This window comes from uncultured Paracoccus sp. (assembly GCF_947487305.1).
In the GTDB taxonomy this organism is placed as follows: Bacteria; Pseudomonadota; Alphaproteobacteria; order Rhodobacterales; family Rhodobacteraceae; genus Paracoccus.
On the sequence record NZ_CANKWH010000013.1, the window covers coordinates 31,569 to 45,218 of the forward strand.

The 13,650-nt window shown below is 64.9% G+C and carries 13 protein-coding genes; 10 read left to right on the top strand and 3 right to left on the bottom strand.

The genetic code is table 11. From position 1 onward, the window contains the following. Positions 1-137: 137 nt before the first annotated feature. Positions 138-1,571 (bottom strand): cobyric acid synthase, encoded by a 1,434-nt coding sequence (locus Q1A36_RS15165; RefSeq protein WP_299846055.1) that lies wholly within the window; start codon positions 1,569-1,571, stop codon positions 138-140. A 74-nt stretch (positions 1,572-1,645) separates the two neighbouring features. Here Q1A36_RS15165 and secG point away from each other — a divergent pair, with 74 nt between their 5' ends. The 8 genes from secG to Q1A36_RS15205 all read left to right on the top strand — a co-directional run bounded on the left by secG (position 1,646) and on the right by Q1A36_RS15205 (position 8,389). Continuing rightward, positions 1,646-2,197, top strand: coding sequence for a preprotein translocase subunit SecG (gene secG, locus Q1A36_RS15170; RefSeq protein ID WP_299845845.1), 552 nt, complete (start codon positions 1,646-1,648; stop codon positions 2,195-2,197). 151 nt (positions 2,198-2,348) lie between these two features. Then, positions 2,349-3,992: a CTP synthase gene (locus tag Q1A36_RS15175; RefSeq protein WP_299845848.1), complete on the top strand. Its 1,644-nt coding sequence runs from the start codon at positions 2,349-2,351 to the stop codon at positions 3,990-3,992. Positions 3,993-4,102: 110 nt separating this feature from the next. After that, positions 4,103-5,041, top strand: a complete 939-nt coding sequence (locus tag Q1A36_RS15180) for a hypothetical protein (protein WP_299845851.1) — start codon at positions 4,103-4,105, stop codon at positions 5,039-5,041. A 175-nt stretch (positions 5,042-5,216) separates the two neighbouring features. After that, on the top strand, positions 5,217-5,681 hold the full coding sequence (locus Q1A36_RS15185) for a hypothetical protein (protein WP_299845854.1): 465 nt from the start codon (positions 5,217-5,219) through the stop codon (positions 5,679-5,681). Between the two features lie 121 nt (positions 5,682-5,802). Then, a complete protein-coding gene (gene ppk2 / locus Q1A36_RS15190) occupies positions 5,803-6,708 on the top strand; it encodes a polyphosphate kinase 2 (protein WP_299845857.1) in 906 nt (301 codons plus the stop codon). Positions 6,709-6,723: 15 nt separating this feature from the next. Further along, positions 6,724-7,587 (top strand): PhzF family phenazine biosynthesis protein, encoded by an 864-nt coding sequence (locus tag Q1A36_RS15195; RefSeq protein WP_299845861.1) that lies wholly within the window; start codon positions 6,724-6,726, stop codon positions 7,585-7,587. Continuing rightward, a complete protein-coding gene (locus Q1A36_RS15200) occupies positions 7,587-7,883 on the top strand; it encodes a DUF1330 domain-containing protein (protein WP_299845864.1) in 297 nt (98 codons plus the stop codon). Before Q1A36_RS15195 ends, Q1A36_RS15200 begins: the two co-directional genes overlap by 1 nt. Positions 7,884-7,924: 41 nt before the next feature. Beyond that, a complete protein-coding gene (locus Q1A36_RS15205) occupies positions 7,925-8,389 on the top strand; it encodes a TerB family tellurite resistance protein (RefSeq protein ID WP_299845867.1) in 465 nt (154 codons plus the stop codon). Positions 8,390-8,393: 4 nt separating this feature from the next. Here Q1A36_RS15205 and Q1A36_RS15210 read toward each other — a convergent pair whose 3' ends face one another. After that, positions 8,394-9,470: an Mrp/NBP35 family ATP-binding protein gene (locus tag Q1A36_RS15210; RefSeq protein WP_299845870.1), complete on the bottom strand. Its 1,077-nt coding sequence runs from the start codon at positions 9,468-9,470 to the stop codon at positions 8,394-8,396. A 343-nt stretch (positions 9,471-9,813) separates the two neighbouring features. Here Q1A36_RS15210 and Q1A36_RS15215 point away from each other — a divergent pair, with 343 nt between their 5' ends. Both Q1A36_RS15215 and rlmJ read left to right on the top strand, forming a co-directional pair. Next, entirely contained in the window at positions 9,814-10,044 is a 231-nt protein-coding gene (locus tag Q1A36_RS15215) for a DUF1127 domain-containing protein (protein ID WP_299845873.1), read from the top strand. Positions 10,045-10,421: 377 nt separating this feature from the next. Continuing rightward, the gene (rlmJ, locus tag Q1A36_RS15220) at positions 10,422-11,216 is read left to right on the top strand and encodes a 23S rRNA (adenine(2030)-N(6))-methyltransferase RlmJ (RefSeq protein ID WP_299845876.1); all 795 of its coding nucleotides are present in this window, start codon (positions 10,422-10,424) and stop codon (positions 11,214-11,216) included. Positions 11,217-11,226: 10 nt separating this feature from the next. On the opposite strand, the gene Q1A36_RS15225 is transcribed toward rlmJ, so the two are convergent. Further along, complete coding sequence (locus Q1A36_RS15225; protein WP_299845879.1) at positions 11,227-13,617, bottom strand: UvrD-helicase domain-containing protein; 2,391 nt, start codon at positions 13,615-13,617, stop codon at positions 11,227-11,229. Positions 13,618-13,650: the final 33 nt, after the last annotated feature.

Below are 13,650 nucleotides of genomic sequence, written 5' to 3' on the forward strand. Positions count from 1 at the left end.
CGGTTCGCCAATACGGTTTATGGTGCAAAGTCCCTCGGCTGGGTGAACTCGGGACCAGCGTCACCAAAGCGCCAGCCCGCCGGGACGGGCAGGCGCTGGCCCGGGCGGGCTTCGCCCTAGTCCCCGGGCCGGGTCTGCTAGCTTTGCGCCAGCCCCAGAATCGCCCCAACGTCCAGATGCCGCTCCATATGCGCGGCCAATGCGTCCAGCGTCTCCTCAACGCCGGCCTCGTAGCCCGGCTGCGAGGCCGCCCCCAGCCGCGCCAGAAAGCCGGCCCGAAAGCGGTCATCGGCGAAAAGCCCGTGCAGATAGGTGCCCATCACCCGCCCGTCGCGGCCGATGGCCCCGTCCGGGCCGGGGACATGCGCAAAAGGCCGGGCGCAATCCGGCCCCTCGGTCCGGCCCATATGGATCTCGTAGCCGTTGAGCGGCTGGCCAAGGGCGGTGCCGCTGACGCGCTCGAGCCGCTTGGTACCGGCCATCTCGGTCGCCACGTCCAGAAGGCCCAGCCCCTCGCTTTCGCCCGGCGGACCGTCGGTGCCCTGCGGGTCGCGGATGGCACGCCCCAGCATCTGATAGCCGCCGCAGAGACCCAGCACATGCCCGCCCCGCCGCAGATGCGCCTGAAGGTCGATATCCCAGCCCTGCGCGCGCAGGAAATCCAGATCGCCGCGCGTGGATTTGGTGCCGGGGATCACCACTAGATCGGTGTCTCCGGGCAAGACCTGCCCCGGCCCCAGCATGCTCAGTCGCACCCCCGGCTCGGCGGCCAGCGGGTCGAGGTCGTCGAAATTGGCGATCCGCGACAGGGTCAGGCACACCACGTTCAGCCCTGCCCCACGCGAGGCGCGCAGATCGACCGCATCCTCGGCCGGCAGGCGCATGGCGTCCCGAAACCACGGCAGCACGCCGAAGCCGCGCCAGCCGGTGCGGTCCTCGATGAAGCCATAGCCATCATCGAAGAGCCGCGGATCGCCACGGAACTTGTTGATGAGAAATCCCCGCACCATCGCTGCATCCTCGGGGTCGATCACCGCCTGCGTGCCGACGATCTGGGCGATGACCCCGCCCCGGTCGATATCGCCCGCCAGCACCACCGGCACATTGGCCGCCCGCGCGAATCCCATATTGGCAATGTCACGCGGACGCAGGTTCACCTCGGCGGGGCTGCCCGCCCCCTCGACAATGACCAGATCATGCGCGGCGCTGAGCCGGCCAAAACTCTCCATCACCGCCGTCATCAGGCGCGGCTTCAGCCCGGCATAGTCGTGCGCCTCGGCCCTGGCGACGGCGCGCCCCTGCACCACGACCTGCGCGCCGGTATCGGTCTCGGGTTTCAGCAGCACCGGGTTCATGTCGGTCACAGGCTCCAGCCCCGAGGCCCGCGCCTGCAGCGCCTGCGCCCGACCGATCTCGCCGCCATCGGCGGTCACGGCGGCATTGTTCGACATATTCTGTGGCTTGAAGGGCGCGACCGACAGCCCGCGCAGCCGCGCCGCGCGGCAGAGGCCCGCGACCAGCAGCGACTTGCCGACATTCGATCCCGTGCCCTGAATCATCACCGCGCCCATCGAGGCCACCCACCGCTTGCCATCATCTCTGCGGATGACTAGATAGGCGCGTCCGCAAAGGAAAGGCCCGCCCCGTGCAAAACGTCGTGCTGACGATCCATCTGATTCTGGCCCTGCTTCTGACAGGGGTGGTGCTGCTGCAACGCTCGGAAGGCGGTGGCCTTGGCATGGGCGGCGGCGGTGGCGGCGGGGTGATGACCGGCCGTCAGGCGGCGAACGTCTTTACCCGGCTGACCTGGATCTTCGGCATCGCGCTGTTCGTGACCTCGATCGCGCTGACCATCATCGCGGCCCGCGAAGCTTCGACCGGCTCGATCATCGACCAGCTGGGCGGCAACGGCCAGAGCCAGCAGGCACCGGCGACCGACCTGCCGGGCCTTGGCACCTATACGCCCCCGCCCGCGACCAGCGGCCAGCCGGTGACGCCGCCCGCGCCCACCGCGCCGGCCGGTGACGCGGCTGCGGCGCCTGAAGCGGCTGCGCCGGCGACGGATGCGGCGGCTGCTCCTGTAACCCCGCCGGCAGCGGAAGCCCCGGCTGAGGCCCCCGCAACTGAGGCCCCCGCGGCCGAGACTCCCCCGGCGGCGGAAACGCCCGCCGAACCGGCCGCACCTGCGACCAACTAAGCTCACCAGAAATTGCGGGGTGTGAAAATCACCCCACATCCACTTGCGGTCCGTTGCGGCCACGGGACAAATCGGTTATTTCTTGACTCCCGTGATGCAGGTCGCTCGGCGGCCCGCTACGACTTGAATTTGACGACATCACGGGGGCCCAATGGCGCGTTACATCTTCATCACCGGCGGCGTGGTTTCCTCACTCGGCAAGGGCTTGGCATCCGCCGCGCTGGGGGCGCTGCTGCAGGCGCGGGGCTTTACCGTGCGGCTGCGCAAGCTCGACCCCTATCTGAACGTCGATCCCGGCACCATGTCACCCTTTGAACATGGCGAGGTATTCGTCACCGATGACGGGGCCGAGACCGATCTGGACCTTGGCCATTACGAGCGCTTCACCGGCGTTTCGGCGCGCAAGACCGATTCCGTCAGCTCGGGCCGGATCTATTCCAATGTGCTGGAAAAGGAACGCCGCGGCGAATACCTGGGCAAGACCATTCAGGTCATTCCGCACGTCACCAACGAGATCAAGGATTTCCTCTCCATCGGCGAGGATGAGGTCGATTTCATGCTCTGCGAGATCGGCGGCACGGTCGGCGATATCGAGGGCCTGCCCTTCTTCGAGGCGATCCGGCAGTTCATCCACGAGCGTCCGCGCGGCCAGTGCATCCTGATGCACCTGACGCTCTTGCCCTATCTGGCGGCCTCCGGCGAGTTGAAGACCAAGCCCACCCAGCACAGCGTCAAGGAATTGCAGTCGATCGGCCTTGCCCCCGATGTGCTGGTCTGCCGCAGCGAGCATCCGATCCCGGAGAAGGAACGCGCCAAGATCGCGCTCTTCTGCAATGTCCGCCCCGATCACGTCATTCCCGCCTATGACCTGAAGTCGATCTACGAGGCCCCCTTGGCCTATCATCGCGCCGGTCTCGATCAGGCGGTTCTGGATGCCTTTGGCATCAGCCCGGCCCCGCGCCCCGACATGTCGCGGTGGGAAGACGTGATGGACCGGCTGCAGAATGCCGAGGGCAAGGTCAAGATCGCGGTCGTCGGCAAGTATACCCAGCTCGAGGACGCCTATAAATCCATCGCCGAGGCGCTGACCCATGGCGGCATGGCGAACCGGGTGCGGGTCAAGGCCGACTGGGTGGACAGCGAGAAGCTGGAAGGCGAAGGCGCACATCTTCTGGATGGCTATCACGGCATCATCGTGCCCGGCGGCTTTGGCGAGCGCGGCACCGAGGGGATGATCGCCGCGGCGAAATACGCGCGCGAGAAGAAGGTGCCCTATCTGGGCATCTGCCTGGGGATGCAGATGGCGGTGATCGAGGCCGCCCGGAACCTCGCCGACATGCCCGATGCCGGCTCCGAGGAGTTCGACCACGAGGCCGGCCAGACCCGCTTCACCCCGGTCGTCTATCACCTGAAGGAATGGGTGCAGGGGAATTACACCGTGCAGCGCAAGGTCGGCGACGACAAGGGCGGCACCATGCGCCTTGGCGCCTATACCGCGATCCTGGAGCCCGGCTCGAAGATCTCCGGGATCTATGGCGGCGCGACCGAGATGGAAGACCGCCATCGCCACCGCTATGAGGTCGACGCGAAATACCGCGACCAGCTGGAGGCCGCCGGCCTGCATTTCTCGGGCATGTCACCGGACGGCAAGCTGCCCGAGGTGGTGGAATATGCCGATCACCCGTGGTTCATCGGCGTGCAATCGCATCCTGAACTGAAGTCGAAGCCGTTCCTGCCGGCGCCACTGTTTGCGGGATTTGTGGAGGCGGCTAAGGTGGGGGCGCGGTTGGTGTAATTGGGCAACTTGCTGACCGGTGGCGAGCCACTGGTCAGAGGTCTCGCCAGTTAACCTTGATAACGATCCGGGCATGGTGAACTCTAGTCGAGGCAACTAGGGAGCTTTTTATGTCTGACGATCTGTTGGCAGTGCAACTCGCGGATGTAGGTCCGCAAAGATCGAGCGACGACCCGTTCACGAAGCGAATGAGGTTGCATCAATCGTGGTGGCGGCGCGTGGTTCTAGGACTTGAGCGAACCGGTGTCGGTGGTCCCCAAAAGCTTCCATATGGCAATTACCTGCATTCCGACGACGCTGCCAAAGGCCTGAATTTTCTGACTGAAGAGATTAAAGTTCTGGCGATGGGAAGCGCCGGCCCGCATGTCGAGAAACGCCGAAACGAACAGAATTTGCTATCATCGCAGCCGATGGCCTTCAACCTGTTCGGTCCGTTGGTTGTAAATCCAGAACGGGCGCGACGATTTATGGGCACCCTCTTGGGAACTGAGCTACACAGCGCCAGCGTGGAGATCGAATTCACGCCAGACAAGAAAACTCATTTGAATGACCGAACATCCTTTGATGTCTTGGTTCGCTATACTGACCATCTCGGCAGGCAAGGTCTGATCGCGATAGAGACCAAGCTCACCGAGCCATTTAGCGACCCAAGCCGGAACAGTCAGGCGGACAAGCCGGTATATCGAGCGACCGCACATAGCGCCCGCCTTTGGGCGGAGCCAGAGAGTGACGTGTTCGTCACAACTGATATTTGGCAGCTTTGGCGGAACCATCTGCTACTTGCGAGTGTCCGCAGCGCACGGGAGTTCGACATTGATACTTCTCAGCTTTGGGTCGTTCATCATGACGACGACCAAAAGTGCGTTGGTCCAATCGAAGCCTACCGAAAAACCCTGATTTCACCTGAACAGAACTTCCGCGCATTTACCTTGGGCCAAGTTTCAGAGGCGTGGCAGCGAGTTGCGACAGATCACGAACGGGAGTGGCTCGACAAATTCCGAGCGCGGTACATAGATCTAAACGCCAGCGACTATCTGGCAATCCAGTAGAGGGATAATCCTAGGCTTGTATCGCAAGCCATCTCACGCAGGGAGCGGGTCTGCCGGGCTTGTGCATCTCCCACCTTTACTCAACCCCTTTTCCGCCGACCGATCCCCCACCCCCTACCCAAACCGCCCGCAACGCGTCACAATCGCTCAAAACCATAATCGAGCGATCCATCCCATGCGCCTCGCCCTCGCCGCACTCGCCGCACTTCTCACAACCCCTGCTCTCGCTGACGCCCCCCTGATTGTCATCGAGCAGTCGCAGATTCCCTTCGACCTTGGCCCGGCCCATCCGGCGAACAAGCCGTCGCGCATGTCGAACTCGCCCAATTCCGCCTGGAACAGCGCGGCGAACAGCGCCAATTCCAGTTCGGCCTACGAGAACCGGCCCTCGAACCCGGCGAATTCGGAGCGGCTGATCATCACCGGCGATGGCGGGGTCATGGGCTATTACAGCACCAATGCGGGCGGGGTGCTGAACCTCTTTGACGTGAACGGTCGGCGGGTTGCCTATCGTCCGGCGCGCGGCACGCGCAGCCTGTTCAGCACGAACGGCGAATGGTGCGGCACGGTGGACGGGGTGCGCGGCGGTGGCTTTGTACTGGGGGTTACGCGGTCTTGCGCTGCGCGCTTCAACCGCTGACAGAGCAAAGGCCGCCGCGCACAATCTTTATGTGCAGATTCTGCAGGTTTGGAAACCCAACCTTTTTTAACTTGTCATCTTTCTCTGCTAACTACGTAACGTCACTGCAGGATTGCCGAACATGAACGATGCGCCCAAGGACTGGTTCGAAGCCGAGCTTCAGGACACGCTGGACGAGGATTACGAGATCGAGCTGGAGGATGCGGTGCTCTCGGCCGAGATCCGGCGCATCTACCGCGACAACCATCCCGAGCAGATGGATCGCAAGCTGTATTTCCAGGAATTGCTGCGCCTGCAATCCGAGCTGATCAAGCTGCAGGACTGGGTCAGCCATTACAAGGAAAAGATCGTCGTCATCTTCGAGGGCCGCGATTCGGCCGGCAAGGGCGGAGCCATCAAGCGCATCACCCAGCGGCTGAACCCGCGCGTCGCCCGCGTGGTCGCCCTGCCCGCCCCCTCGGACCGGGAAAAGACGCAATGGTATTTCCAGCGCTACGTGCCGCATCTGCCGGCAGGCGGGGAAATCGTGCTGTTCGACCGCAGCTGGTACAACCGCGCGGGCGTCGAGCGGGTGATGGGATTCGCCAACGAGGACGAGGTCGAGCAGTTCTTCCAGGACGTTCCGGAATTTGAACGGATGCTGGTCCGTTCGGGCATCCGGCTGGTGAAATACTGGTTCTCGGTCACTGACGAGGAACAGCAGATGCGGTTCCTCATGCGCATCCACGATCCGCTGAAGCAATGGAAGCTGTCGCCGATGGACCTGCAAAGCCGGGTGCGGTGGGAAAGCTATACCAAGGCCAAGGAAGAGATGTTCGAGCGCACCAATATTCCCGAGGCGCCGTGGTATATCGTGCCGGGCAATGACAAGAAGCGCGCCCGGCTGAACTGCATGAGCCACCTTCTGGGGCTGATGCCCTATACCGAGGTGCCGCATGACGAGATCGAGCTGCCGAACCGCGTGTTCAACCCCGATTACGAACGTGACGTGCTGCCGCGCGATCTCTATGTGCCGCAGAAATATTGAGGGCTGAGGCGGGTGATGCTCGAGTTCCACATCTATGATGTCTTCACCGACAAGCCCTTTTCGGGCAATCCGCTGGCCGTGGTCATGGGGGCGGATGGGCTGAGCACGACGCAGATGCAGACCATCGCCCGGCAGTTCAATCTCAGCGAGACGATCTTTGTCCAAACGCCGCGCGATCCGGCGCATACGGCGCGGGTGCGGATCTTCCTGCCCAAGGCCGAGATTCCCTTCGCCGGCCATCCGACCATCGGCTGCGCGCTGCACCTGTCGGGCGGCGAGAATGGGCGGATCGTGCTGGAGGAAGAGGCCGGACTGGTGCCCGTGATCATCGGGGACGGGCTGGCGGAATTCGTGGCGCCGGTGCTGCCCACGCTGAACGGCGAGGCACCAACGCCTGTCGACGTTGCCGCGGCGCTGGGGCTGACGGTGGGGCAGATCGGGTTCGGCGCGCATCGCCCCGCCATGGCCAGTGCCGGCAATGGTTTCATCTTTGTGCCGCTGCGCGATCTCGAAGCGCTGGCCCAGGCACGTCCGCGCGGCGAGGCCTTCGAGGCGCTGACCCGCGCTGTCCCCAAGCTCTATGCCTATGCGCCCGAGGGCGATGGTTTCCGGGCGCGCATGTTCGCGCCCGCGAATGGCGTGCCCGAGGACCCCGCGACCGGATCCGCCTCGGCCACCTTGCCCGCGCTGCTGCTGGCCGCCGGTCGGCTCGGCGAGGGCGAGAGCCGCATCGCGCTGCGTCAGGGCGTCGAGATGGGCCGCCCGTCAGAGATCGGGCTGACGGTTCAGGTCAGAAACGGGGCCATCACCGAGGTCCGCATCAGCGGGCGGGCGGCGAAGGTCGCCGAAGGACGGATTGCCATACCGGAGGATCACTGATGCCCAAGGGATACTGGATCGCGCATGTGACGGTAGATGATCCCACAGCCTACGAGGCATATCGTCAGGCCAATGCCGCGCCGCTGGCCCAGTTTGGCGGGCGCTTCCTTGTGCGCGGCGGCGCGCAGACCGTGGTCGAGGGCGAGGCACGGCCGCGCAGTGTCGTGGTCGAATTTCCCAGCCTCGAGGCCGCGACCGACTGCTATCACAGCGCCGAGTACCAGGCTGCGCTGGCGCTGCGCAAACCCTGCAGCGCGGGGGATGTCGTCATCGTCGCCGGATATGACCCAGCCTGATCGCGTCTTGTGACGGCGGGCGTAAGGTCTATGATGGCCGCATGTTTCGCAATCTCCTGACCCGCCTTTTCGCCGATGACACCGAGGACCGCCGCATCGATGCCGGCGATGCCGAGGTGGCGCTTGCGGCACTGCTGGTGCGGGTCGCCCGCGCCGATGACCGCTATGACGGGGTCGAGCAGCGGCGGATCGAGCAGATCCTCGCCCGCCGCCGTGGCCTCAGCGCATCGCAGGCGGCCGAACGCCGCGCCGCCGCCGAGATGATCGAGGCCGAGGCGCCCGATACCGTCCGCTTCACCCGCACGATCAAGGACCGCATCGCGCTGGAAGACCGCTTTGACGTGATCGCCGCCTTGTGGGAGATTGCCTATGCCGACGAGACACGCGGGGCCGACGAGGAATCGATGATCCGCCTCGTCGCCGGCTTGCTGGGCATCAACGACCGCGATTCGGCGCTGGCCCGCCAGCGCGTCCTGGAAGAGATGGGCCTCGGCGACAAGGGCTGACCGGTCAGGCCAGCCCGCCCTTGATCAGGCGGTCGGCCAGCCGGGCATAGGCCTCGGCAACCGCCCCCTCGCCAAGAGCCACCGGGCGGCCCGCATCTCCGGCCAGCCGCACCTCGAGTTCCAGGGGAATCTCGCCAAGGAAGGGCAGATCCAGATCCCGCGCCTCGGCGGCAACACCACCATGACCGAAGAGATGCGCCTCGTGGCCGCAATTCGGGCAGACATAGCTCGACATGTTCTCGACCAGCCCGAGGATCGGCGTCTTCAGCTTGCGGAACATGTCGATGGCGCGGCGGGCATCCAGCAGAGCCACATCCTGCGGCGTCGAGACGATCAGCGCCCCGGTCAGCGCCGCCTTCTGACACAGCGACAGCTGCACATCGCCAGTGCCGGGCGGCAGGTCGATCAGCAGCACGTCAAGCTCGCCCCAGTTCACCTGTCCCAGCAACTGCTGCATCGCGCCCATCAGCATCGGCCCGCGCCAGATCACCGCCTCGCCCTCGTTCAGCATGAAGCCGATCGACATCAGCGTGACGCCATGCGCCTGCAGCGGCTCGATCCGCTGGCCGTCGGGACTGGCGGGGCGGCCCGAGGCCCCCATCATCCGCGGCTGGCTGGGTCCGTGGATATCGGCGTCCAGAATCCCCACGCGCCGCCCGGCCCGCGCCAGCGACACCGCGAGATTCGAGGTGACGGTGGATTTGCCCACGCCGCCCTTGCCGGAACCGATGGCGATGATGTTCTTCACGCCCGCAATCGGCTGCGGTCCGGCTTGCGGGGTCGGGTGGCGGCCCAGCTTCATCTGCGGCGGTGGCGTCTGTGCCGCCGGTTTGCCGGCCGGCGCGGTCATGACGATCGAGACATTGGCCACACCCGGCAGCGCCAGCAGCCGCCGCCGCGCCTCGGCCTCGACCGGGGCGAATGCGCGCGCCTGATCGGCATCCCGGACCTCGAGGACGAATCGAACGGTATCGCCGTCGACGGTGAGAGCGCGCAGAAAATCGGCCCCGCCAAGGCTTCCGCCGCCCGGAATCTCGATCCCTTCGATTGACCTTACGGCAACTTCGCGTTCGATGCCCATTTCTTCGCCTTTCACCCGAGATCGTCATCAAACTTATGGAACCGCGGCGCCCCGGCAACACTCGCGTCCCTTTGTCGCAGGCTAACCCCATCTGACCCTGCGTCACAAGAGCGCAGGGTAGCGGAACCGTGATCGCTAACGCCAGAACGCTCTCTTTTTTGCGCGCCTTTTCAGCAGGTCACAGCCAGCTAGGTCAGCAATAGTTATGCAATTGCTGCATAGCAGAAAACCACATTCCAGCCATTGTGCATCTGCAGCATTGGCGCCATCTTTGTCTCATCCGAAAGCGCAGGACCATCCGGGTTCGGCGCAGAGACGAAGAGCAGACGCAAGGAAGACGAACATGGCTGCAATTGAACATATCCACGGCAGCGCCCGCAAAGAAGCCGGTTTCCGCACTTGGCTGGGCGACGTGATCGCCGGCATTCAGGAAAACCGCGCTCGCAATGCCGTCTACCGTCAGACCGTTCGCGAATTGAACGCCCTGACCGCGCGTGACCTGGCTGACCTGGGCATTCATCGTTCGATGATCTCCCGCATCGCCCGCGAAGCCGCCTACGGCGCCGCGCAGTAACACAGGTTTTTGATCCCTCGCCCCTCCTCCTCCCTGGGGCCAGGGCTTAGGCGGCATCCTCCCTCCTCCTCCCTGAGGATGCCGCCACCCAGTTAACAGGATCGCCCGCTCCTCCTCCCTAGGGCCATCCTGTCGCAGCGGCGGCCCCACTCCTCCTCCCAGGGGTCGCCGCTGAAAAGAATACGAGGCCCGCTGTCCTTCCTCCTCCCTGGACAGCCCGCCTTGTTCGCGGTGAAGCCCTACCTCCTCCCAGGGCGACACCGCACCCCATACGCGGCCCCTCCTCCTCCCTGGGCCAGCGTGAACGCGGCGGCGCCCCTTCTCCTCCCTGGGCGCCGCCGCTTTTCTTTTTCTGCGGGCCGGGTTATGGGCAAAAGATGCTCAGCTATCAGCACGCCTATCACGCCGGGAACCTTGCTGATCTCCACAAGCACACGCTGCTTGCGGTGGCGCTGGATTACCTGACGCGCAAGGACAAGCAGCTCAGCTATATCGAGACCCATGCCGGGCGCGGCCTCTATCGGCTGGACAGCGCCGAGGCGCAGAAGACCGGCGAGGCGGCGGCGGGCATCCGGCGCGCCGAGGCCGAGGGCTGGCTGCCCGCTGGCCACCCCTTCCTGCAGGTGCTGGCCGCCGTGCGCGCCGCACATGGTCGCGCCGCCTATCCCGGATCACCGCTTATTGCCGCGCATTTCCTGCGCAAATCAGACAATGCACATCTGGCCGAGCTGCACCCGGCGGAACATGCGGCGCTGTCCTGGGTGGCAGGCTTCGCCACCATTCACCGACGCGATGGCTTCCAGGTTGCGCAGTCGCTGTGCCCGCCGACACCGCGGCGGGGCTTCATGCTGATCGATCCCAGCTACGAGGTAAAGACCGAGTACGATGAGATTCCCCGCCAGATCGACCAGATCGTGCGAAAGTGGAATGTCGGGACGATTGCGCTCTGGTACCCGATCCTGACCGATGACCGGCATCTGCCGATGCTCACGCGGCTGAAGCAGACTCACCGGCAGGCGCTGGTATCAGAGATCCGCTTTCCGCCAGTCCGGGCTGATCACAACATGGTTGGCTCGGGCATGTTCGTCATCAACCCGCCCTGGGGTCTGGACCGTGAGGCACAGCGGCTGGCGGAGGCGATCGCCAAGGGCGTGCGGGGCGGCGCGCCATAGGCTCGACCGCTCAGAACGGCACGTCATCCCCGCCCGCATTGCCCGAGGGCTGCAGGTAGGCGGCCTTGATGGTCTTGAAGCCGGTCGGGAATTGCACCGTCAGCGTATCCTCGGCAATGCCCATCACCGTGCCATTGCCGAATTTCTGGTGGAACACCCGATCCCCCACGGCAAAGCCCGCCGCCAGCTCGGCATCGATGATGACCGGCGTGCGTTGCATCGGCGGCTTGCGCAGGGTCGCATTGGCCTGCATCCGCTTCCAGCCCGGAGAGTTATAGACATCGGCATTAGCGGCGCGTTGGTGCATGTCGCTGCCGCCATTGGCGCCAGCAAAGGCCATCGCCGCACCATAGCCGCCGCCATAGAGGCCCGGCGGGGTCAGCACCTCGACATGATCCTCGGGCAGTTCGTCGACGAAGCGCGAGGGCATCGAGCTTTGCCATTGCCCGTAGAGCCGCCGGTTGCCGGCAAAACTGATGGTCGCCAGCCGCTCGGCCCGGGTGATGCCGACATAGGCCAGCCGGCGCTCCTCCTCGAGCCCGCGGGTGCCGCTTTCGTCCATGGCGCGCTGGCTGGGGAACAGCCCGTCCTCCCATCCCGGCAGGAAGACGATCGGAAATTCCAGCCCCTTGGCGCCATGGAGCGTCATGATGCTGACCTCTTCCGCCGCCTCACCCTCGTCGCGGTCCATGACCAGTGCGACATGTTCGAGGAAGCCTTGAAGGTTGTCGAACTCTTCCAGCGCCTTGACCAGTTCCTTGAGGTTGTCGAGACGCCCGGGCGCATCCGGTGACTTCTCGTTCTGCCACATGGCGGTATAGCCGGATTCGTCCAGAATCCGCTCGGCCAGTTCGACATGGCTGACGGTTCTGTCCAGCACATCGGCATGCCAACGCCCGATCCCGGTCACGAAGTCGCGCAGGTTGGCCAGACCCTTGCCGCCCAGATGCCCCTCGTCCACGGCAATTTTCGCGCCCTCTAGCAGCGGCACGCCATTCTGCCGGGCGATGGTCTGAATGGTCTGCACCGCCTTGTCACCCAGACCGCGCTTGGGGGTGTTCACGATCCGCTCGAAGGCCAGGTCGTCGGCGGGGCTGACCACCAGCCGGAAATAGGCCATGGCATCGCGGATTTCCTGCCGCTCGTAGAAGCGCGGGCCGCCGATGACGCGATAGGGCAGACCGATGGTCATGAAGCGGTCCTCGAAAGCCCGCATCTGGTGGCTGGCACGGACGAGGATGGCGATGTCGTTCAGGCTGACCCGGCCGATGCTGGCGCGATGGCCGCCCTGAAAGCTCTCGATCTCCTCGCCGATCCAGCGCGCCTCGGCCTCGCTGTCCCAATGGCCGATCAGGCGCACCCGTTCGCCCTCGTCCTCGGCATCGGTCCACAGCGTCTTGCCCAAGCGCCCCTTGTTCGCCGCGATCAGCCCCGAGGCGGCGGCGAGGATATGCGGGGTCGAGCGGTAATTCTGTTCCAGCCGGATGACCCGCGCGCCGGGGAAATCCTGTTCGAAACGCAGGATGTTGCCGACCTCGGCCCCCCGCCAGCCATAGATCGACTGGTCGTCATCACCCACGCAGCAGATGTTGCGATGCGCCTGTGCCAGCAGCCGCAGCCACATGTATTGCGCGATGTTGGTGTCCTGATACTCGTCCACCAGAATATAGCGGAACCGGTCCTGCCATTGCTTCAGCACGTCCGGATGCGCCTGGAACAGCGTCACGCAATGCATCAAGAGATCGCCGAAATCGACCGCGTTCAGCGCCAGCAGCCGGTCCTGATAGGCCGCGTAAAGCCGCCCGCCCATGCCGTCGAACGCCGCGCCCTCGCCCTTGGGCAGACGCGCGGGGGTGATGCAGCGGTTCTTCCAGTCATCGATCAGCCCGGCCAGTTGCCGCGCCGGCCAGCGCTTCTCGTCGATGTTCTCGGCGGCGATCAGTTGCTTCAGCAGGCGCAGCTGGTCATCCGTGTCCAGGATGGTGAAGCTGGGTTTCAGATACAGCCCGTCCCGGCCGATCAGTTCCGCATGGCGGCGCAGGATCTTGACGCTGATCGAGTGGAAGGTGCCCAGCCAGGGCATCCCCTCGACCGCCTCGCCCAGAAGCCGGCCAATGCGGTTCTTCATCTCGCGCGCGGCCTTGTTGGTGAAGGTCACGGCAAGGATCTGCCCCGGCCTCGCCTTGCCCAGCAGCAGCAGATGCGCGATCCGCGTGGTCAGGGCGCGGGTCTTGCCCGTCCCTGCCCCGGCCAGCATCAAGACCGGCCCGTCCAGCGCCTCGACCGCCTCGCGCTGCGCGGGGTTCAGCCCCTCGAGATAGGGGGCCGGACGCGCTGACAGGGCGCGTTGCGACAGCGGCACGGCGGCCTCGAAGGCATCCTGATCGTCAAACTGGCTCATGACCGGAACATAGACGCGAAGGCCCCTCATGGG